Here is a 20,808-nt window from a genome sequence, read left to right as displayed (position 1 = left end):
AGATCTAAAACAAGAAAAAAGGGCTAACTTAATTAGCCCTTTGAAACAGTTTTAATCTACAAAGCATTCGGAATAGGAAGAACATTCCTGACAACTAGGTGCTCTGCAAACGTAGTCCCCTCCTTGTTGGCAAAGCTGACGGTAAAAGAAACGTTTCCAGCGCATATTGTTAGTATTTTGCTGATGTAATAACGGAAAGTTGTACTTAAGTAATTCACCAAGTTCACTGCGGTTGCGCAGCCCTAAGCTATGCCAAAGATGCGATTGAGATAAACAGGCAGTGGCCACAATAATTGCCATTTGAAAGGCAAAAGGCACTTTTTCGTTGCAATGAGCAAATAGCAGCGCACTCAGTTCGTTGCGCTCTTGCATGCGTAGTTCAAATACTTCTTCTAGTACTTGAGCGCGTTTACGCAAACCCGCTTTAAAAGGCTGTTTCCACAAAAGCTCTTGTTTACTAATATCGTCACTAGCAATTGCCCGTTTTAAGTCCATATAACTGGCATTATCTAAGCCAAGACCATAAGGCAGTTCGGCTTGGCCATTTAATTGGCTATGAATGATCAACTTAAACCAGTTTCTATTGTGCATAGACATTGGTGGGCAAACCCTAGATAAAGCTTGTTGCCATTCTGTACCTATAAAACTTGTGGTTTCTTGAAGAGTTTGTATTTCCATAAACGCTCCTAACTTAAGGCAATAACGTTGGCTTCTTGGGGCAATCCGGTTAACGAACCAGGAGGATTTAACGAACAACCGTTTGCATCAACAATGGCGTTTTCAACGGGGCAAATTTGAGCACATTGAGCACCATTAACATTGTTTGCACACTCATCACAGCGGTGAGCAATAACCGCAAATTGTTTATCGCCACTGGTAATCGCTTTACTGGGGCAAACTTCTTTACAGGCATAACACGCTATACATGATTTAGTAATTGATAAGGCCATTAGCTACACTCCCCCATGCTACAGTTAGATGTGCTTGAATTTGCCTGTTGCGCAGCTAATTGCTGTTGAAGGTCTTCAAGAGCAACCCGTATATCCCGCAAGGCATAATCGGTGTTTGCTTTTACGTTCATTGCAGACAATTCCTGCTGCGGAGCGTGGCCAATTCGACTACACAAAATTGTGTCGACATGTTTTAGTTGGCTTAAATCTTTGACTGCGGAGTCATCGCACTGCTCACTGCCTTGGCAATACTGCTGCCAAGAAAAGTCATCTAACTGAGTAATCTCGTCTGCGCTTACTCGATACATAGAAAACTGCGTGGCGTGGCCAAAATGCTGATCAATCAAGCTCAAACTACTACTAGCAACAGCAACCTGTATCGACCTTGCTGCTTGTGCTGGCTCACTATTCTCGAGCGCAGCCAAATCTATGTCTTGGCCTAATTTACCAACAGCGTCAGCGCGGCATTGCTGGCAATGAGTCATTTGCTGCATACTCTGACCGGCTTGCTCTCTAGCAAGGTTTAGCTCTTGCTTGGTGGGTTCTCGCTGCCCCATCAGGCCGAAGTAAGTACCGTGTGCTGGATCAGAGATTAGCGGCATTATGTTGTGGATAAAGGCTCCATATCTACCCAATTCTTTAGCCAGCGATTCAATATGAAAATCGTTGATCCCAGGGATCAATACCGTATTAACTTTTACTAGCATCCCCGCCTTAATAGCCGCTTCTAAACCCAGTAATTGGCGATCAATTAGGGTTTGCGCTGCTTCTCTGCCCCTCAAGCGACGTTGGTTGAAATACACCCAAGGGTATATACGTTGGCCAATATCAGCATCAATACAGTTAATGGTAATGGTTAAATGCCTAACGCCTGCTTCCATCAGCGACTCAAGTTGATCAGCTAAGGCCAAACCATTAGTAGAAACACACAGATGAACATCAGAATCTACTTTGTCTATGGCCTTTAAACTCGCCAAAGTCGCCTTCGGGTTGGCCAAAGGGTCTCCTGGCCCAGCAATACCTACTACTTGGGTTTCTGGAACATGCTGTTTAACTTTTACAAAACGCTTTACTGCAGCTGCTGGAGAAAGCAACTTAGAGACGACTCCGGGTCGGGTTTCATTACTGCAATCAAATTTTCGATTGCAGTAATTACATTGAATATTACAAGCAGGCGCTACAGGTAAATGTATTCGCGCATACTGATGGCCTTCTTTTGAAAAGCACGGATGTTTTGCTACTAAAGCAGCTTGTTTGCTGGCTTGTGCGCTTAACGGATTCTCTCCATTGGCTTGCTTAAGTGGTTGTATTGTCATGAAAAGCTTCCTTGTACACTACTATATAGGTAGTTTTGCAAGTGCTGTTCCAAGTATCTTTTTCTTTAAATACAGTTACTTAAAAGGAACAAACACCTTAGAAGTAAGCTTGTATGTCGTATTTGTTGTAAATACGACAGAGTGGCGGTGTTAATCGCAGATAAATTTTGCCATCTCTTTATAACTAATGTGGTAGCTAATATCCCTCAATAACAGCCATTTATATACAATGACCTGATTACTCCGAGATGCTGATTGTAGTAGTGCCGAGAAAGTAAAAGAACCTTTAAGTCGCCCATTGTCGATGCTGTAGTAGGATTTCTGGATTTTAAAGGTACAAACAAAGTGGCCTGCATTTGATTGCTTAGCAAAGTCACCCCAAACAACCAACAGAAGCTTGGCTTGGGGTAACAAAGATAAAGGCAGATTATGCAATGCAAAAGCGGCTAGGTCATAACAAAAGCCATGACCATCGCGTAAGGTTTCAGCCGGAGTTTTCCACCAGAAGCCATTTAAAGCGGCTTGCTTACGCTGTTGTTGATTTGTATAGCTAAGCCGCTGTTGCATAAACTGGCATAGGTCGGTTACATCGCTAAATGCCAGCTGTTCCATTAAAGCTGTCTAACGTTAATATTCATTACTTGAATACGATAAGCTATTTGCCTTGGTGTCATATTGAGTAGGCGAGCTGCTTTAGCTTGCACCCATCCAGCTTGCTCTAAGGCTGCAATAACTCGCTCCCTCTCGTCCATTTCCTGGCTTTCCAAGTTAACTTTTTCGATGCTTGGCCGTGGACTAATTTTAGGACCATCTAAACCATCGATAACAATTAAATCTTGATCAATTACCCCACTTTCGCTCATCACAGATGCGCGTTCGAGCAGGTTCTCCAACTGACGAACATTACCGGGCCAGTCATAAGCCATCATCATTCGAATAGCGCCATCGGTAAGTTGTAGCTTACGCCGTTGTTGTTTAGCCAGTTTTTCAATTAAAAACTCAGCTAAGTCGGGTAAGTCTTCAATTCTGTCGCGCAGCGGTGGCGGGAACATCGGCATAACATTTAGTCGGTAATACAGATCTTCACGAAAACGATCTTGTTTAACCTCTTCTTCTAGGTTTCGATTGGTTGCCGCCAAAATACGCACATCGACGTTAATGGTTTGGGTACTGCCTACCCGTTCAAACTCGCCTTCTTGAAGAACTCGCAACAGTTTTGCTTGAAACGCAGACGAGATTTCACCAATTTCATCTAAAAACAGAGTGCCACCGTCAGCCATTTCAAAACGGCCTTTGCGCTGTTTTACCGCTCCGGTGAACGCGCCCTTTTCATGACCAAACAACTCCGACTCCAACAAGTTGTCGGGTAAGGCAGCGCAGTTAAGCTTGATAAAAGGCCCAGTAGCTCTAGGCGAATTGTAGTGAATAGCATTAGCAATAAGCTCTTTACCGGTGCCCGATTCACCGCGTATAAGTACCGTGCTATCCCATTTAGACACTAAGCGAATTTGCTCAAACACTCTGCGCATTACCCGAGAATGACCAACGATGTTGTCCATACTGTAGTTGCTTCTTACTTTGCGCCTTAATCTGTCACGTTCAGCTTCTAGTTGATCGGTTTGTACGGCGACGTCTTTGGCAAGCAATACACTTTTTGCAATTAAATTTGCGGTCATCTCCAAAAACCGGGTAAACAAAGCTAGTTTTTCTGGAGCATCTATTTGTGGCTGAGCGGCTAGTACGCCTAATACTTCATTGGATTTCTTAATCGGTACTGCAATAAATGGTAAATCTAATGCGTACAAATCAAGTTTATCTGCAAAGCGTAAATCGTTAGACACTTTGCTTAAAACAATAGGCTGTTTCTGTGTTAACACCGTACCAACGATGCCCTCGCCTGGTCGATAACGAATGTTTTTAGCAACACTATCGTTGGCATGATTCGGCGTATGCACTGTATCGACGCTAAGCATTTGCTCGTTTTCGGCAATGAGCGCTAACATTGCGTGTTGTAACATGGCTTTGTCGTGCAAAACTTGCAGCACTTTGTTTACGCTTTGTTTGTAATCCAAGCTATTAGTTAATACGCTGCTTACGTCGTACAAAGCTGCCAAGTGTTGCTCGGCGATATGTGATTCGCGTTTTGTTGAATAGTCCATTATTCACCTCGCTTACGGCTACGAAGAGGAAGAACGATGCGAGCTTTACAGCCGCCTAATGAAGTTGATAAGTACTGAACGGTACCGCTGTGTTCGCTCACTACTTGCTGCACAATGCTCAAACCAACACCACGACATCCGCTGTTATTACTTGGTTTGGTACTGTAGAAGGGTTCAAACACCTTTAGCTGTAACTCTTTTTTAATGCCTGGCCCACTGTCTTCGACAGTGACTTCTATTTCGTCATCAACTAACTGGGTGCTACAAACAATTTCACGGCGTGTTTTCTTACCGTAATCGATAGCTTCTATCGCATTATCTATAAGCTGTTTTAAGGCCACTCGAATACGAGAAGGCTGTCCAGTTAACGAAGGCAAGGTACCGTTTAAACTTAGTTGCATAGTAATGCTGCGATTTAGTAAACGGTCGCTGGATAACTCGGTCACTTCATGCACCAATTGATTAATGTTTACCGACTGGCTAGCCTCGTAGGGTTTACGCGGTAAGGCGCTTTCTAGTTGGGCAATTGCAGCGTGGCCTGCTTGTAAACCCGCTTGCATTGCAGCCGTTCTGGCACAACTATTTGATACACCACAGAACATCTGTAAGGCTGAATCAATCATGTTGATTGGCCCTTGGATCTGATGAATTGCCGCATGCAGCGCCTCTTGCATACTGTGTAAGGCTTCTGACTCTTCTGTGGAACGGCGCAACTCCGATAACTGTTGCTGGGCTTGGCGGCGTCGTTCTTTGGTCACTTCACTTAAGGTAATAACCAAGTAGCGGCTAACTTTGGGTACAAAATAATCATCAACCTCAGACCCACTGATATTCACCGTAGATACGCAACAGCTAAACCAGCGTTTACGCTTGCCCTTACCTACTTCAACATTAAAAGTCTGTCCTTCGTTAAACGAGCCATCAACTTCCTGTTTCCCTTTTAACTGTTTTAAAGCAATCGTTACAGGCTCATCGCTAAAATCGCTGCGCAAGGTTTTGTAAGAAAGGTTATCTAATACAACTTGATGACTTTGGTCGAGCAAGGCGATAGCAACCGGCGCTGTATTAAGCACTGCCTCAACCATCAACTTTTGATTAGCCGCTATAGTTTGTTGCTGATGGCGTTCACTAATATCTCGATGAACACTCATATAGTGGGTAATACTGCCTTGCTGGTTACGTAAGCCGGTTATCGATAACTCTGCAAGATAGCGTTGACCATTTTTCTTCTTGTTAACTAAACGCCCTTGCCAACTCCCTCCGCTACTAATGCAAGCCCATAGTCCTTGGTAGACTTCGTTTGGCGTTGTCTTATAACTAAGTAAAGAATGGTTTTTTCCGATCAGATCCTTTTGCTCGTATCCGGTGATTTCGGCAAACCGCTTATTCACAAACATAAAGTTTGCGTTTAAATCACTTACCGACATAGCCATTGGCATTTGCTCTAACACACTAAAGCATTGCGATAGGATTTGGTTTTCACTTAATGGAGCAAGGTCTTCAAAGGCCTGCTCTAAGGTAGATTTAAGTTCATTCATCATTCAATCAATCCTTTGCATTGCTGAGTTAATCGCTGAACATACAACTACAATGCAAGCGGCATTCCTCCCTGCGACACTACGTGCCACAAGGGTCGGCTGAATAAACATTGTTTGATTTACAACAATTTTAACTAATCTATCAGTTAAAATTGTTGTATTTGTCACCCTAAAATTGCCCTTAGAAACTCTGCCCACAAGCGACTAAAGCCCCGTATTACTCGGGTTCTTTCCCCAATATGGTTCATTTCACCAACTTGGTACATGCAATGCAGTACTGCCATTAGTAGTACAACTGTGTGGAGTATTTGATGGCCGACTACCTTCTCATTTTTATTAGCACTGCCGTGGTAAATAACGTGGTGTTAGGCAAGTTTCTTGGTTTGTGTCCGTTTATGGGGGTATCGAACAAAATCGATAGCGCCTTGGGTATGGGTTTAGCAACCACCTTTGTATTGTGCTTAGCGGCTATCGCCGCTTGGCTAATAGAAGCACTGCTACTTGCTCCCTTAGGCATTCAGGTTATGCGAATTTTAGTGCTCATTTTGGTCATAGCTGCTGTGGTTCAACTTACCGAACTGATCATTCAAAAAAATAGCCCCGAGCTTTACCAGGCCTTAGGCATATTCCTGCCCCTTATCACCACCAACTGCGCCGTGTTAGGTGTTGCCTTGCTGGTTGTTCAAAACAACATGAATTTTTTACAAACCCTTTGTTATGCCTTTGGTTCTGCAGCAGGTTTTAGCTTAGTGATCGTGTTATTTGCAGGCTTACGACAACGCTTAAAGCTGGCCAAAGTACCAGCAGCGTTTGCTGGCTTACCGATAGCATTTATTACCGCTGGATTACTGTCGATGGCCTTTTTAGGTTTTAGCGGCTTAGTGAACTAATAGGAGAAAGCCATGATTTTAATATCAATCATTTTACTAATCCTACTAGGAGCAAGCCTTGGAGCATTGCTGGGTTGGGCCTCTAAAGCACTAAAAGTAGAAGGCGATCCACGAGTCGATGAACTCGAAGCCATGCTACCCGGTGGTCAATGTGGTCAATGTGGCGAACCGGGCTGTCGTCAAGCAGCAGAGGCCATGGTTAAAGGTAATTTGGCTCCTACCAGCTGCCCGCCAGGCGGAAATGGCCTTGCAGCCAGCATAGCCAACTTACTAGGCGTAGAAGTGAGTAATGATCCCGATGCAGTGCCTGTTGTGGCTTATATAGAAGAAAGCCAATGCAGCGGCTGCACTCGCTGTTTTAAAGCCTGTCCCTTTGATGCCATTGTTGGCGCCAGTAAACAGATGCACACGGTCATTAGTCAGGTTTGTACTGGTTGTCGTTTGTGCGAGAAAGCTTGCCCGCAGGGATGTTTAAGCATGCAAGCCCAGCAAGTACAGCTTAATACTTGGCAATGGCCAAAACCTCAAACGGCTTAAGGAGTGACTATGTTTAATCTAAAACCTAAACCGTTTAGCGGTGGCGTTCACCCCAAGAGCTATAAAGAGCTTACCCAGCAACAAGACATTAGCAAAGGCTTTGTGCCAGACCGGGTGTACTTAGGTATGCAACAGCGCAACGGCTCCATGCTTAACAGCCTCGTAGCTGTTGGTGACACAGTAGTTAAAGGCCAACTTATCGCCCGTGGTAGTAACGACATGACGGTGCCTTTACACTCACCAGTAAATGGCACTGTAGTAGACATAAAGCCCTACTTAAGTAGCCACCCATCTGGAATTAAAAGCCAGACCTTGGTCATTGCCAATAGCGGTGACAAACACTGGGGTATTGATTACCCGCCAAGCGACTACCAAAAACTTAGCCACGAACAAATTATTGAGCGAGTACTCGAGGCCGGCATTGTTGGCCTAGGCGGAGCAGGTTTTCCAACCGGGATAAAGCTTCGCTTAGCCCGTAAGTCTAAAGTACATACCTTACTCATTAATGGTGGTGAATGTGAACCTTACTTAACCTGTGATGATCGCCTTATGCGCGAACAAGCCGCCGAGATCATCGCCGGCATAAAGGTAATGGCAAAAGCCATCGGGGCGACTAACTCCATTATTGCGATTGAAGATAATAAACCAGAGGCAATTAACGCTATTAAAAAAGCGAGTGATGGCTTTAGTGGGATCAGCCTTAAAATTGTGCCCAGCCTTTACCCCATGGGCTCTGAGCGTCATTTAATTAAAGCAGTCACCGGTATTGCTATTGGTCCTGGGCAGTTAAGTACTGCTCAAGGCATATTGGTGCACAACGTCGCTACAGCTAAAGCAGTTTACCAAGCAGTGCGTTATCAGCGCCCCCTGATCGAACGCGTGATCACCGTATCAGGCGATGCCATCGAGGCTCCAGCCAATATTACCGTGCCCATTGGCAGCTTAGTATCACAAGTTATTGCAGAATGTGGCGGCCTAAAAGCCGAAGCGAAAAGAATGATTGCTGGTGGCCCAATGATGGGACAAGTATTGCCATCGCCCTTTGTGCCAATAGATAAAAGTGTCGGCGGTCTTTTAGCCTTAAGCGAAGAGCAAATTAACCAGCGGCAAAGCCAAGACTGCGTGCGCTGTGGTAACTGCGTAAAAGTATGCCCAATGGGCTTAATGCCCTTTCAAATGGCAGCACACAGCAATAATGATGACTGGCAAGGCGCACAAGAATTTGGCTTAGACTCCTGCCTATTGTGTGGTGCTTGCAGTTACATTTGCCCTTCTAGTATTCCTCTCGTGCAGTATTTCCAGCACGCAAAATCTAACATCAACGCGCAACGTAGCATGATGCAAAAATCAAACTTAGCCCGCCAACTTACCGAGGCACGTCAACAACGCTTAGCCCGCGAAGCAGCGGCTAAAAAAGCAGCCAAAGCAGCTAAACGTAAACGCCCTGCTCGTTCTCGCAGTACTCAAGGAGAAAGCTAATGGCTATAAACAACCCAATAGCAGCACCACATACCCACTCGGGTTTATCCACTACTAACATTATGTATTTGGTAGTGCTCGCTCTTAGTCCAGCGGCTTTATATGGGGTATGGATTTTTGGCTTGCCTGCTGCATTAGTCATTGTTAGTTGCTGCATTAGTGCATGGCTTAGCGAGGTAATTTGCCTGCAACTACAAGGTAAAAATTGGTTAAGCAGTATAGATGGTTCATCACTGCTTACCGCGCTGCTACTGGCGATGAGCTTACCTGCCAGCACCCCTTGGTGGGTGGCCAGCTTTGGTTGCATATTTGCCATTGTGATTGGCAAACATGTTTACGGTGGTCTTGGCCACAACCCTTTTAATCCCGCCATGTTAGGTCGGGTAATGCTGTTAATCTGTTTTCCAATAGAGCTGACTAACTGGCAAGCCATTAGTATCCCAAGCGTTGGTTCTGATGGCTTAATATTTAGTCAACAATGGCTAGGCATCGACGGCGTAAGCTCGGCAACCCCTCTTGCTGATTTGAATCAAGTCGTTGAATGGAAGGGGCTACTACTTGGTGAACATGCCGGCAGCTTAGGAGAAACAAGCGCCTTGCTTATAGCCTTAGGCGGGCTGTTTTTAATTTGGCGCGGCATCATTCGCCCTTATATACCCTGCGCGTTGCTGCTTGGCTTAACTATTCCTGCGAGTATTGCGCACTGGCTGCACCCTCAAGACTTTGCCTCGGGATTAGCACATTTGCTTTCTGGTGGAGCCATGTTAGCGGCCTTTTTCATTGCTACCGATCTTGTCACCTCACCCACTAGCCCTCGAGGCCAAATACTGTTTGGTGCTGGTTGTGGCTTACTTATTTGGCTAATTCGTAGCTTTGGTAGCTACCCAGAAGGCGTAGCATTTGCGGTGCTAATCATGAATGCGGGTACACCAGTAATCGACCACTATTTAAGGCCAAAAATATTTGGCAGCCAATCATTATTTAAACGCAGCAAAGGAGCTTAATCATGACCTTACCTTGCGTTGAAAAACATATTAACAGCAGTATCTACCAATCTATTTCGTTAGCCGTTGCTGTGGGCCTCTCTAGCGCACTGTTGTTGGGTTTAAACACAATTACAGCGCCAGTAATCGCCCAACGTGTAAACGAAGACAAGCTGGCGGCTATTGATTTAGTCATGCCAAGTTCTTACTACCAAAATGCCTTGTTAGCTACCGAGCACCCTTTTGAAGTAGAGCAACGAAACTACACCGTTTACAACGCGCTAGACCAACAAGGCCAAACTAGCGGCTACGTAGTGCAAGTTACAGCTAAAGGCTACGCTGGCCCAATTAACTTATTAGTTGGTGTAGACGCATCTCTCGCTATCTTAGGCGTTCGTGTATTAAGCCATAGCGAAACACCCGGTCTTGGCGACAAAATTGAAGTAGCCAAACATCCTTGGATTTTAAGTTTTAACCAAAAGAGCCTGAGCAATACTTCAAAAAAGGCATGGGCAGTAAAAAAGGACGGTGGAGAGTTTGATCAGTTTACCGGCGCTACCATCACGCCGCGCGCAGTCGTAAACGCAGTGCATCAAGCTTTAAAGGATTTAGAGTTAAAACAGGGAGAGAAGGCATGAGCAAATACAAAAACATCATTGCCGACGGTTTATGGAATAACAATGTGGTGCTTGGCCAGTGTTTAGCTCTTTGTCCGCTATTAGCGGTAACATCTAGCGCTACTAACGGTTTAGGCCTTGGCTTAGCGAGTTTGGTAGTGATGGTAATGGCAAACTTGATCAGTGCCCTAAGTAAAAACTATGTTAGCCGTGCGGTGCGCATCCCAATAAATATTTTGATGATAGCCACCTTGGTTACCATTACCGATATGTTATTGAATGCTTGGGTTCATCCTCTTCATAAAGTATTAGGCCTTTTTATTCCGCTTATTGTCACCAACTGCGCCATTTTGGGCCGAGTAGAATCCTTCGCCAGCAAACAGGCTCCAGTACCCGCAATAATAGATGGTTTCGCAATGGGCATTGGTTTTACCTGGGTATTAGTGTTTTTAGGCGGTGTACGGGAGATTATTGGCTCAGGCACCTTGTTTGCCGACGCCCACATATTGTTGGGCCCCGCTTTCAAAGCCATAGAGTTCACCATAATCCCAGATTACCGAGGGCTGCTGTTAGTAATTTTACCGCCTGGTGGATTTTTAGTTCTTGGTGGATTGCTTAGCCTGCATAGACTCATCCAGCAAAAACTAGAAAACAGAGCGAAACCAGCAGCAGTTTGCTCAGCCAAAGTTAGCGTTCAGCAATAGGAGGTTACTATGTTAGTGAGCATTGCCTACGCCACTCCTCAGCAGCAACTTTGCATTAATGTAGAAGTGGTAGAAGAAAGCAGCGTGATTAACGCCTTGCATCAATCAGGCATCTTAGATTTATGCCCGGATATACAACTGGAGAAACAAAAAGTCGGAGTATTTGGAAAGTTTGTGACCTTAGAAAGTCAGTTGGTTGCAGGGGACCGAATAGAAGTTTATCGGCCTATCACATGGAAGCCCCCGATAGAAGAAGATGAAGACGATGATGATTAAGCAACAGACCAGAGCCTAGCTCTAAATCAATTAAGCAATAAGCTAACAACTTATTGCTTATTTGCTTCTATTCATCCGCTCGCTTCGTCTTAAAACAAACAATCTTCAACAATAGCTCTGTTGTATTTATAACAAAAACAATAAGTTCTAATCATAAGTCATTGTAATTGCATAATATATTTAGTGGATTACATCTTGCAATAAGCTATATAAGCCAGCTATTTAAGGAGTACTATCATGGCAGATGTAGGAATCTTTTTTGGGACAGACACCGGAACAACACGAAAAATTGCTAAGCAAATTCATCAGCAATTAGGCGCTGATCTTAGCGACAAACCGCTTAATATTAATCGCGTTGATATCGACACCCTAAGCAGTTACAAAATGTTAATCCTAGGCACCCCAACTTTAGGCGAAGGCCAACTACCCGGTCTAGCCGCAGATTGCCAAGCAGAAAGCTGGGACGAGTTTTTACCGCAATTAGAAGTTGCAGATTTCTCCGGCATAAAAGTCGCGTTGTTTGGTTTAGGCGACCAAGTAAACTACGCTAGCGAGTTTGTAGATGGATTAGGTGAGCTTTACGACGCCATCGCAGAAACCGGCGCAGATCTCGTTGGCGAATGGCCAGCTGAGGGCTACGAATTCGATGACTCATCAGCCTTGTTAGACAACGGTAAATTTGCCGGGCTAGTGCTAGATAACGACAACCAGAGTGAGTTACATGCAGAGCGCATGGCTGGCTGGTTAGAGCAGATAAAAGCAGAGTTTGGCGTTTAGCCACTTACTTTCTTATAAGAAATTAGAGCGCTTAAGCGCTCTTTTGTTTATTGCCTTATTGAAACTCGTCGCCTTTGTTATCTAAGGTTTTGCAGCCACATTGTTGGCATACTATGTAGCGGTCTAACAAATCTAAAGAGGCGCCAACCGCACTTGCAGTACCACCAAAAAAGCCTTCCATAAACGCTTTAAACTGTTCAGTTTTGCTAGTGTCATATTTAGACGGTTTTTGCTTCATTAACTCTTTGTGATCGGTCTCTTCACCACACTTTTTACAATACTGCTTAAACATACAACGCTTTCCTTGTTTAATAATATTCAGCTCTCTATGCCAGTGGTCTTAATCGTATTGCACACCGCGATGCTTTAACCAACCGTCGACGTGCCGACCAGCGGGATCATGATGAGTCCAATGAATCACTCCCCCCTTATTGTTCCATTCGTACTCACCGAAAAACTCTACCTTATCCCCTACTCTTAAGTTTTTGAGGCGCGGGGCTAAATCGATATTGTGAGCAACCAACAGGGTTTGGCCATTGTTTAACTTAAGAATAAATCGTTGATGGCGTGAGCCCTGTTCGTCATCCGCTAATACTCTTACAACGTAACCTGAGCTATTAACCTGCAAATCACTGACTTTGTTCTTAAAAGCTGAGGCGATTTGCTGCTCACCACTTGCTAGTGCCAATAAACTAAAACACGCTAAGCTCAGCAGCACAGCGAATTGATATAAAGGTTTAAAAGACATAGAGAATCTGTTCCTAAATAACGCAAAACACTCAATTAATAATTAATATTATCAATATAACTTATTAAGTTCATCAAATAACAATCACTAATTGCTAGAAATTGGCTGACTAAGCCGAGGAATTAACTAGATTATTTATCTTTGGCAGCCGACACTAGAAATTGGCTTTTGGGATTAGATTCGAGATTTGTACTGTCTTCAACCACCAATGAACGGTCTTTTAAACCTATGCCCGTACATTTAGTTTTCATTGACTCGGTTAATAGATAAAAAGCTTTATGGCTGGCCTCTTCATAACAAAGGCCTTCTGGTCGTATGTTGGAAATGCAGTTTCTGCTTGAATCTTTAGCGCCGCGTTTAGGGTTCCAAGTAATATAAATACCCATGCTGTCAGGCGATGTAAGACCGGGACGTTCGCCAATTAAAATTAGGGTAATTTTAGCCTTTAGGCACTCACCTACATCATCTCCTACCGCCACGCGCCCCTGTGTAACAATGGTTAAAGGCGCTAAAGACCAAGAGTATTTATCATCCTTAGTTAACTTGGTCACCAAACTTTCTATCACCGGCGCAGCATGGCGTTGAATAGCGGTTGAAGAAAGCCCATCGGCTACAACAATAGCTAAGTCATACTCTTGACTACTTTTCTCTCGATGCTTTAGCAAACTTTGCCACGAGGCTTCGCAGAGTTGCCGACCAAGATCGGGGCGCTGTAGATAGGTCATTCGATCATTAGCTTTGCTGCTTACTAACATGGGAGCATGTTTTGTATACTTTTGAATAATTGATGAAGCTTGTAGTTGCTCTATAAGACTTTCTACAGCTAAGGCCTTATGCACCGCGTCTATTGCGCGTGCGTGGTCCAGTTGAAAAGGTAGCAGCTGCTGCGTTGGAATACTGGTTCCAGCGCGTCCAAGCGCAATACGCGCTGACGTAAACTGCTTTAAAGCCTGCCACGGATTTTCGGTGACTAAACCAATAGCCTTGCCGCTTGATTTTGTAGAAGGCTTACTCATAGTTCATTTTTCTCAACTAAGGAGATAGGCGAGCTAAATGCTTGGGCAAGATTTTGATTTAGTTGTACGTTATCTACATCACTAAATATATCCATGTTACTTAACCATGTCTCAAACTCTGGGGCAGGTTTTAAGCCGAGCACTTTGCGAGCATAAAGCGCATCGTGAAAGGAGGTTGTTTGATAGTTAAGCATGATATCGTCTGAACCAGGTATGCCCATTATAAATGAACAACCTGCCACCCCGAGTAAGGTAAGCAAATTGTCCATGTCATTTTGGTCGGCATAAGCATGGTTGGTGTAGCAAATATCACAGCCCATCGGAAGGCCAAGCAACTTGCCACAAAAATGATCTTCTAAACCTGCACGAATTATTTGTTTACCATCAAACAGATATTCAGGGCCAATAAAACCTACAACCGTATTCACCAAAAACGGATCGAAGTGGCGTGCTACTGCATAAGCCCTGGCTTCGCAGGTTTGCTGATCAACCCCAAAATAAGCATCTGCCGATAACGACGTTCCCTGGCCGGTTTCAAAGTACATCACGTTATTGCCAACGGTGCCGCGTTTTAACGACAATGCGGCGTTTTGAGCTTCTTGCAGTACATTTAAGTTCACACCAAAGGTGTCATTGGTGCCTTGTGTTCCGCCTATAGATTGAAAAACCAGATCAACAGGCGCTCCTTTATCTATGGTTTCTATGGTGTTTGTCACATGGGTCAATACACAAGACTGAGTTGGAATTTGATAATGCTGAATGACTTCGTCCAAAAAGTTTAGGAGCTTGATAGTTTGCGGAACATTATCTGTGGCTGGGTTAATACCTATTACGGCGTCACCATTGCCATACATTAAGCCATCAAAGATTGTCGCGGCAATGCCATCTAAAGAGTCTGTTGGGTGATTTGGCTGTAAACGAGTAGATAGCCGATTTTCTAATCCAACGGTGTTACGAAACGCCGTGATTACACGACACTTTTTTGCCACCAAGATTAAATCTTGGTTACGCATTATCTTGCTTACTGCAGCAACCATTTCGGGGCTAAGCCCAGGCCGGAGCGCCACTAATGCTTCGGCGTCGGCTTCGTCACTTAATAACCAATTACGAAAATCCCCAACTGTCATATGCGAGATAGGCGCAAATGCCACGCTGTCGTGGCTATCAATAATTAGACGGGTAATCTCGTCAGATTCATAGGGAACCAACACTTCGTTTAGAAAGGTTTTTAAAGGTAAATTAGCTAATGTCATTTGCGCTACAACACGCTGCTCGGCAGTTTCTGCACTTACACCCGCAAGAATATCGCCAGAGCGCTCTGGGGTAGCCTTTGCCATTAGCTCGGCTAGTGAGCCAAAATTGTATACGGTGTCCCCTTGTTGCCAGCGATACGCTGCCATAGCTATCCCTTTCGTTATACTTCAAATAGCAGCAACAACGACTTACGCCGTTGCTGCTCTGGTTTGTTAGCTGTAGCGGTAAGGTCTACCTGCTTTTTCCATGTCAGCGTTGTATTTCTTAAAGATTTCTACAATCTTAGCTTTAGTTGGCGATTCTTTGGCGATTTCATCCCAGAATACATGTGCCTCAGCTTCAACCGTAGCCCATTCTTCATCAGGAATGGAAGTTAGCTTCATATCACTACCCTCAACTCGCAGTTTAGCTTCACCACCCCAGTACCACCACTGACGGTAATAATGAGACGTATCTAAACATAGCCCTAGAAGCTCTTTAAGGTGATCAGGTAATGCATTGTAGCGATCCATATTGGCAAAGAATGAACCAATCCAAGCACCAGAAATATTGTTTGTTAAGAAGTAATCGGTAACCTTAGACCAACCCACGGTGTAGTCTTCGGTAATGCCCGACCAAGCAATACCGTCTAGCTCGCCGGTTTGCAGAGCCACCTCAACATCCTCCCAAGGAATAGAAACCGGCACCACACCAAACTTAGCCAAGAAGCGACCGGCAGTTGGGAAGGTAAATACTCTTAACCCTTTAAGATCTTTTAGGCTAGTAATGGGTTTTTTAGTAGCAAAATGACAAGGGTCCCAAGCACCCGCAGAAATGTGCTTAACACCTACTTTGGCGTACTCTTCTTTCCAAATTTTGTCTAAACCATATTGATTAAACAATACAGGCACATCCAATGAATAACGGCTACCAAATGGGAAGTAACCGCCAAAGGTGGTCACTTCTGTAGGCGAAGCCATAGAGTCATCATCAGATTGAACCGCATCAATAATGCCTTTTTGCATGGCGCGAAATAGCTCGCCCGTTGGCACCAGCTGATCGGCAAAATAGAGCTCAATTTGCATTTCTTCACCGGCAATGCGGTTAAAGGCTTCAATGGCCGGCTTTATTACATGCTCAGCTAAAGCTGGACCTGCATAGGTTTGCATACGCCATTTAATCTTCGGGCTTGCGGCAAAGGTTTTGGCCGGAGCCAACATGGTACCCGCGGTAAGTGCAACAGCACTTGTTAAAAACTTACGTCTTGAGTTCATTGTTATCCCTCCAGTGGATTATTGCTAGCAGACCCTTGCCCGCCTTAAGGTAAATATTGGTTAATAAGCTTTTGAATAAATTAAGTTTTACTTGCCATATACATAATCAGGAAGCCATAAAGCTAGACTTGGAAAAACCATCACTAGGATTAATGCAAAAACCATAATGCCGACAAATGGAACTACCGACCCGTAAATGTCACGCAGACTAATTTGCGGCGGAGCCATAGCCCGCATTAAAAAGAGGTTGTAGCCAAAAGGCGGCGTCATATAGGCAATTTGCGAAGTCACGGTATAAAGAACGCCGTACCAAATAAGGTCAAAACCTAGTGCATTAACCAGAGGCACATATAGCGGCGCAACAATCACCAACATGGCGGTGTCGTCTAGAAAGGTGCCCATTATCAAAAACGACAACTGCATTAAAATAAGAATCGTCCAAGGCCCAAGCCCTAGCTGCTCGGTAAACAAATGCTCAATGGATTTTACTGCTCCCAAGCCATCAAATATGGCCCCAAAACCAAGGGCAGCAAGAATGATCCACATAAACATACAAGAGATAGCCAAGGTGCTACGCACCGAGTTCTCAAATACCTGTTTGGTCATGCGCCGTTTGAGAATAGCGGCCAAGAACGCTGCCATTGCACCAATAGCCGAGCTTTCTACTAAACTTGTCCAACCGTTAACAAAAGGAATCATCATTGAGGCAAAGATGCCAAGGGGTAACAGCCCTGCCCTAAGTAGCCTTAGTTTTTCGGCCATAGGCACCTTACGTTCTTCTTCGCTTAACACCGGGCCTAAGCTGGGGTTAATCCGACAACGAACTGCAATATAGATAATGAACAGTGTTGCCATCACCAAACCTGGAATAATACCGGCTAGCCACAGTTGCCCTACAGGTTGGCGCGCAATCATCGCGTAAAGCACTAATACCACCGACGGAGGCACCAATATGCCTAAAGACGAACCGGCCTGAATAACCCCGGTGACCATTTTTTTGTCGTAGTTACGCTTTAGCAGTTCGGGTAGCGCAATGGTGGCACCTATCGCCATCCCTGCCACCGACAATCCATTCATTGCCGATACCAGCACCATAAGCCCAATGGTACCAATGGCTAATCCACCGGGCATCGGCCCCATCCAAACATGAAACATCTTGTATAGGTCGTCGGCAATTTTTGATTCCGACAGCACATAGCCCATGAAAATAAACATTGGCAGCGTAAGCATCGGATACCAATTCATTAGCTTCATGCTGGCAGTAAACGGAATTTCAGCGCCGCCAGTACCCCAAAGTAATATGGCGGCAATTGAAGCTACCGCGCCTATTGCAGCAAATACACGTTGACCCGTTGCCATTAGCAACATCATCAACGAGAACATCATTGTTGCTATCATGCCGTAACTCATTTGATCTGAACTCCTCGAATAACTGCAATATCTTTAATAAATTGGGAAATAGCCTGCAAAATCATCATCACAAAACCGGTGCACATTAGTGCTTTAATAGGCCACAACAATGGGCGCCAAGCAGAGCGAGTTCGTTGGCTATATTCAAGGGAGTAAAGTGTGCTTTCTAAGCCACCGTATAGCAGTACGATTAAATAGAAAATCAAGAAGAAGATGGTGAATGCATCAACCCAAGCGCGTTTTTTAATTGACCAATTCCCGTAAAATAAGTCCATGCGCACATTGGCATTTAGCTGCATCGCATAAGCGCCACCAATAATGTAGTAAGCAACCATCATGAATTGCGCAGACTCTAAGGTCCAAAGAGACGGCATAAAGAAAGTTTTTGATACCGATGACCACATAAGCACGCCAACAATCAAAAATATCCCATACATCATCAAGCGACCAACTCTTCGATTGAACGCATCAACATATTTGACATAGGCAATAATAAAACTCGGCATTAACTTTCCTTTTTATACGAACACATGGGTAAAACCTTTTTCCCATTTACAGCTGTTAGTTCTTAAAGCAGTACAACTGGCTATTTTTTACTCGCACCTAGGGTCCAAATATTCCAGCTATACATCGAAGAACACTTGCAAGAATTGGTCTTGTGATTCCCTGCTAGTCAAAGATTAACTAGCCATATTGTTGTCTATATTTATTAACAAATAAGGCAATAAATTCTTAACAATTTAACTGGACCAGTTTTTGCTGCTTCTTGAGCCAACTACTATAAGTAAAGTTCAGCAATAGCTATTCCGATTAACTATCAATAATTGGCAACATTAAAAATATATATAAAACAATAAGATAGTTAGCCAATCGCCCTAAATTGGTTCAGAACTTGAATCGAGGAGGATAAATATGGTGACAAATACGCAAACAAACGGTGACTCATTGTTGTGCACAATTCACTCTAATGATGCAAATCATCAAGCGGCAAACTTAGTTAATTGGCAGCAAGAGTTTGATCAACTAAGCCAAGGTCGCTTTGTTGGTCAAATAAATGAAATTAACTTCCCGAATATTCATGTATTTCGCGAAGACACAAACCAAGAGCTAAGACAGCAATGCCGAGTTGAAGAAGGAGGATTATGGATAGGTTTTAGTAGCAATCAAAAAACTTGTCGTATTAACAACCAAACCACCCGCCATAGTCAGTTTTTATGCCGACCAGGTAGCCTAGACTTTGAATTGCTCACGCCCGAACACTTTTCTATTTATGGCTTGGTATTGCACAAAAGTTTATTCAGCCAATTAGAAGAACATCAAGATGAGCCCATTATTAGCCGAAGTTTTGATAGCCTATGGCTAGATAATATCCCCGCCAATACCTTACAAACCTTTCAGCAATACCTATCACAACTGCTACAAACAGAAGGCAGTCGCTGGAGCAGCAACACCCAAGCGCTTATTTTAGAAGACGCAGTGCTTAACATCCTTAGCCAAGCACAAAAACCAGCTTTAGTTAGCGCCCCTGCTTTACATCAACGCCAGCGCATTATGCAACGGGTTAAAAGCTACCTTACAGAATCTCGTCTTAAAAACCCTATTACCATTAGCGAGCTATGTGCTGCGGTACATGTTAGTCGCCGCACCCTGCAATATACCTTTAGCCAATGCTGCGATATGACACCAAAACAATACATTCAGATAATTCGGCTAAACCAAGTTAGGCGAGCATTACTGCATTGCCAGCATCAACAAACCATTGCTGAAGTGGCTTTTGATTATGGCTTTTTTCATTTAGGACAATTTTGCCGTGATTACAAACGACTGTTTTGCGAAACACCCAGTGAAACCAGACGCCGAGAGTTTGCCTAACCTTCTGTTGTTCGAAGTAACAAGCGCAGGCGTTATTCCAGCTTTAAATTCGAAGGAGCTTGCAAACTACCAAAGTGGCATTTGGCTTATTGCATCACTTTGAACAAAGGTCCCGACAAATTGCTCTACGGTTTCTTCACCATTGGCATAGAGTACATATAGATTGTAAGTAAGCTCGCCTTCACCGTCGCCTTGGGTGGCATCACTCACTATCGGTTGAACTTGTAGCGTAGCTGTGGAACTTGGCTCGATTAAAACCGGCGAATCAAAAACTAGCTCAGAGACTGGATTTAAGTGATTTAAATTTATCGTTTGCTGGTTGTTGGAAGTATTTAGTGGTGAGCCTCCATCACTTGCCTCGCCGCCTGTCGAATATAAATGTCTAGCTTTAACTCCGTAAACAGTTACTAAGGCCTGCCCTTGGTTTTTAAACTGAATGTTTAGTTTAGGCGGTTCAATCAATCCCGTTATATAACTAATCGCGGCGCTATGCCACAGATAATCAGGCGTGGTCTCATCAAACTCAGCGTACTTCGAGATTTTTGGATCTCGTAGCATTTTAGTTTTTATAGATTCTGGTATTTGACTAGCACGCCAAGGCGACTCAGCGTTTTGATTACTTGGATATAACCACTCAAGGTTAGCGCTATCGCGTTGCCAGAAAACTTGATGAACGGCTAAGCCTTTCGCATTCACAATATAAGGAGTGTTCGAGTAAACCGACATGGATGCATCTTCTTGGTAACCCAAGTTTCTGTTGTAGTAATCTCGTAAAGGCTCCCATAAATCGTCTACAGTTAAGCCCTTAAGCTTCCATGTCCCAAATTCTGAGCTAACTTGATCATCGGGTGAAATATAGACACTGTTTAGCACCAAATTGCTTGGTGCCTCTATTGAAGGAGTTACAGTGGAAGAACACCCCAAACTCAGCCAGAACACTGCCGCAAACATAGCAACTAGAAAACCCTTAATGGTTAGATTCATCCTATCCTCTCAAATTGTAAACCTAAGAACTAACTAGAAGTAAAT

23 protein-coding genes are annotated in these 20,808 nt (G+C 44.1%); 9 read left to right on the top strand and 14 right to left on the bottom strand.

Annotation, left to right across the window (positions count from 1 at the left end):
• Positions 1 to 51: 51 nt before the first annotated feature.
• The 6 genes from OAG1_RS10540 to nifL all read right to left on the bottom strand — a co-directional run bounded on the left by OAG1_RS10540 (position 52) and on the right by nifL (position 5,966).
• A complete protein-coding gene (locus tag OAG1_RS10540; protein WP_338626366.1) occupies positions 52 to 678 on the bottom strand; it encodes a nitrogen fixation protein NifQ in 627 nt (208 codons plus the stop codon).
• An 8-nt stretch (positions 679 to 686) separates the two neighbouring features.
• Complete coding sequence (locus OAG1_RS10535; RefSeq protein ID WP_338626365.1) at positions 687 to 950, bottom strand: 4Fe-4S binding protein; 264 nt, start codon at positions 948 to 950, stop codon at positions 687 to 689.
• Positions 950 to 2,266 carry a nitrogenase cofactor biosynthesis protein NifB gene (nifB, locus tag OAG1_RS10530; RefSeq protein ID WP_338626364.1) on the bottom strand — a complete coding sequence of 439 codons (1,317 nt, stop codon included), beginning with the start codon at positions 2,264 to 2,266 and terminating at the stop codon, positions 950 to 952. The genes OAG1_RS10535 and nifB overlap by 1 nt, the downstream gene beginning before the upstream one ends.
• A 150-nt stretch (positions 2,267 to 2,416) precedes the next feature.
• The gene (locus tag OAG1_RS10525) at positions 2,417 to 2,878 is read right to left on the bottom strand and encodes a transglutaminase-like domain-containing protein (protein WP_338626363.1); all 462 of its coding nucleotides are present in this window, start codon (positions 2,876 to 2,878) and stop codon (positions 2,417 to 2,419) included.
• Positions 2,878 to 4,425 carry a nif-specific transcriptional activator NifA gene (gene nifA / locus OAG1_RS10520; RefSeq protein WP_016401524.1) on the bottom strand — a complete coding sequence of 516 codons (1,548 nt, stop codon included), beginning with the start codon at positions 4,423 to 4,425 and terminating at the stop codon, positions 2,878 to 2,880. The genes OAG1_RS10525 and nifA overlap by 1 nt, the downstream gene beginning before the upstream one ends.
• Positions 4,425 to 5,966 (bottom strand): nitrogen fixation negative regulator NifL, encoded by a 1,542-nt coding sequence (nifL, locus tag OAG1_RS10515; RefSeq protein ID WP_338626362.1) that lies wholly within the window; start codon positions 5,964 to 5,966, stop codon positions 4,425 to 4,427. The genes nifA and nifL overlap by 1 nt, the downstream gene beginning before the upstream one ends.
• 308 nt (positions 5,967 to 6,274) lie before the next feature.
• Here nifL and rsxA point away from each other — a divergent pair, with 308 nt between their 5' ends.
• From rsxA to OAG1_RS10475, 8 genes are all read left to right on the top strand, one after another.
• A complete protein-coding gene (gene rsxA, locus OAG1_RS10510) occupies positions 6,275 to 6,853 on the top strand; it encodes an electron transport complex subunit RsxA (protein ID WP_152784850.1) in 579 nt (192 codons plus the stop codon).
• Between the two features lie 12 nt (positions 6,854 to 6,865).
• Positions 6,866 to 7,390: an RnfABCDGE type electron transport complex subunit B gene (locus tag OAG1_RS10505; RefSeq protein WP_338626361.1), complete on the top strand. Its 525-nt coding sequence runs from the start codon at positions 6,866 to 6,868 to the stop codon at positions 7,388 to 7,390.
• A gap of 9 nt (positions 7,391 to 7,399) precedes the next feature.
• Positions 7,400 to 8,869, top strand: coding sequence for an electron transport complex subunit RsxC (rsxC, locus tag OAG1_RS10500; RefSeq protein ID WP_338626360.1), 1,470 nt, complete (start codon positions 7,400 to 7,402; stop codon positions 8,867 to 8,869).
• Positions 8,869 to 9,873, top strand: coding sequence for an RnfABCDGE type electron transport complex subunit D (locus tag OAG1_RS10495; protein ID WP_338626359.1), 1,005 nt, complete (start codon positions 8,869 to 8,871; stop codon positions 9,871 to 9,873). Before rsxC ends, OAG1_RS10495 begins: the two co-directional genes overlap by 1 nt.
• Before the next feature lie 2 nt (positions 9,874 to 9,875).
• On the top strand, positions 9,876 to 10,490 hold the full coding sequence (gene rsxG, locus OAG1_RS10490) for an electron transport complex subunit RsxG (RefSeq protein ID WP_338626358.1): 615 nt from the start codon (positions 9,876 to 9,878) through the stop codon (positions 10,488 to 10,490).
• Positions 10,487 to 11,173, top strand: coding sequence for an electron transport complex subunit E (locus OAG1_RS10485; RefSeq protein WP_016401531.1), 687 nt, complete (start codon positions 10,487 to 10,489; stop codon positions 11,171 to 11,173). The genes rsxG and OAG1_RS10485 overlap by 4 nt, the downstream gene beginning before the upstream one ends.
• A gap of 9 nt (positions 11,174 to 11,182) precedes the next feature.
• Entirely contained in the window at positions 11,183 to 11,449 is a 267-nt protein-coding gene (locus OAG1_RS10480) for an RnfH family protein (RefSeq protein ID WP_338626357.1), read from the top strand.
• Between the two features lie 237 nt (positions 11,450 to 11,686).
• On the top strand, positions 11,687 to 12,226 hold the full coding sequence (locus tag OAG1_RS10475; protein WP_016401533.1) for a flavodoxin: 540 nt from the start codon (positions 11,687 to 11,689) through the stop codon (positions 12,224 to 12,226).
• Between the two features lie 55 nt (positions 12,227 to 12,281).
• Here the strand turns inward: OAG1_RS10475 and OAG1_RS10470 are convergent, their stop codons facing one another.
• The 7 genes from OAG1_RS10470 to OAG1_RS10440 form a co-directional block, all read right to left on the bottom strand.
• Positions 12,282 to 12,518 (bottom strand): hypothetical protein, encoded by a 237-nt coding sequence (locus OAG1_RS10470; protein WP_338626356.1) that lies wholly within the window; start codon positions 12,516 to 12,518, stop codon positions 12,282 to 12,284.
• Positions 12,519 to 12,566: 48 nt separating this feature from the next.
• A complete protein-coding gene (locus OAG1_RS10465; RefSeq protein ID WP_338626355.1) occupies positions 12,567 to 12,974 on the bottom strand; it encodes a DUF3465 domain-containing protein in 408 nt (135 codons plus the stop codon).
• A gap of 131 nt (positions 12,975 to 13,105) precedes the next feature.
• Positions 13,106 to 13,990 carry an ethanolamine ammonia-lyase subunit EutC gene (eutC, locus tag OAG1_RS10460; protein WP_338626354.1) on the bottom strand — a complete coding sequence of 295 codons (885 nt, stop codon included), beginning with the start codon at positions 13,988 to 13,990 and terminating at the stop codon, positions 13,106 to 13,108.
• Complete coding sequence (locus tag OAG1_RS10455; protein WP_338626353.1) at positions 13,987 to 15,390, bottom strand: ethanolamine ammonia-lyase subunit EutB; 1,404 nt, start codon at positions 15,388 to 15,390, stop codon at positions 13,987 to 13,989. Before OAG1_RS10455 ends, eutC begins: the two co-directional genes overlap by 4 nt.
• Before the next feature lie 66 nt (positions 15,391 to 15,456).
• Positions 15,457 to 16,497, bottom strand: a complete 1,041-nt coding sequence (locus OAG1_RS10450) for a TRAP transporter substrate-binding protein (RefSeq protein WP_152784836.1) — start codon at positions 16,495 to 16,497, stop codon at positions 15,457 to 15,459.
• 87 nt (positions 16,498 to 16,584) lie between these two features.
• Entirely contained in the window at positions 16,585 to 17,907 is a 1,323-nt protein-coding gene (locus tag OAG1_RS10445; RefSeq protein ID WP_338626352.1) for a TRAP transporter large permease subunit, read from the bottom strand.
• Entirely contained in the window at positions 17,904 to 18,413 is a 510-nt protein-coding gene (locus tag OAG1_RS10440; RefSeq protein WP_220721346.1) for a TRAP transporter small permease subunit, read from the bottom strand. The genes OAG1_RS10445 and OAG1_RS10440 overlap by 4 nt, the downstream gene beginning before the upstream one ends.
• 406 nt (positions 18,414 to 18,819) lie before the next feature.
• Here OAG1_RS10440 and OAG1_RS10435 point away from each other — a divergent pair, with 406 nt between their 5' ends.
• Positions 18,820 to 19,779: a helix-turn-helix domain-containing protein gene (locus OAG1_RS10435; RefSeq protein ID WP_338626351.1), complete on the top strand. Its 960-nt coding sequence runs from the start codon at positions 18,820 to 18,822 to the stop codon at positions 19,777 to 19,779.
• A 66-nt stretch (positions 19,780 to 19,845) separates the two neighbouring features.
• Here the strand turns inward: OAG1_RS10435 and OAG1_RS10430 are convergent, their stop codons facing one another.
• A complete protein-coding gene (locus tag OAG1_RS10430) occupies positions 19,846 to 20,763 on the bottom strand; it encodes a hypothetical protein (RefSeq protein WP_338626350.1) in 918 nt (305 codons plus the stop codon).
• Positions 20,764 to 20,808 lie beyond the last annotated feature (45 nt).

The organism is Agarivorans sp. OAG1 (assembly GCF_037076485.1).
Classification (GTDB): Bacteria; Pseudomonadota; Gammaproteobacteria; order Enterobacterales; family Celerinatantimonadaceae; genus Agarivorans; species Agarivorans albus.
Note: the sequence above shows the minus strand (reverse complement) of the source record. Positions and strands in the feature narration are given on the sequence as shown.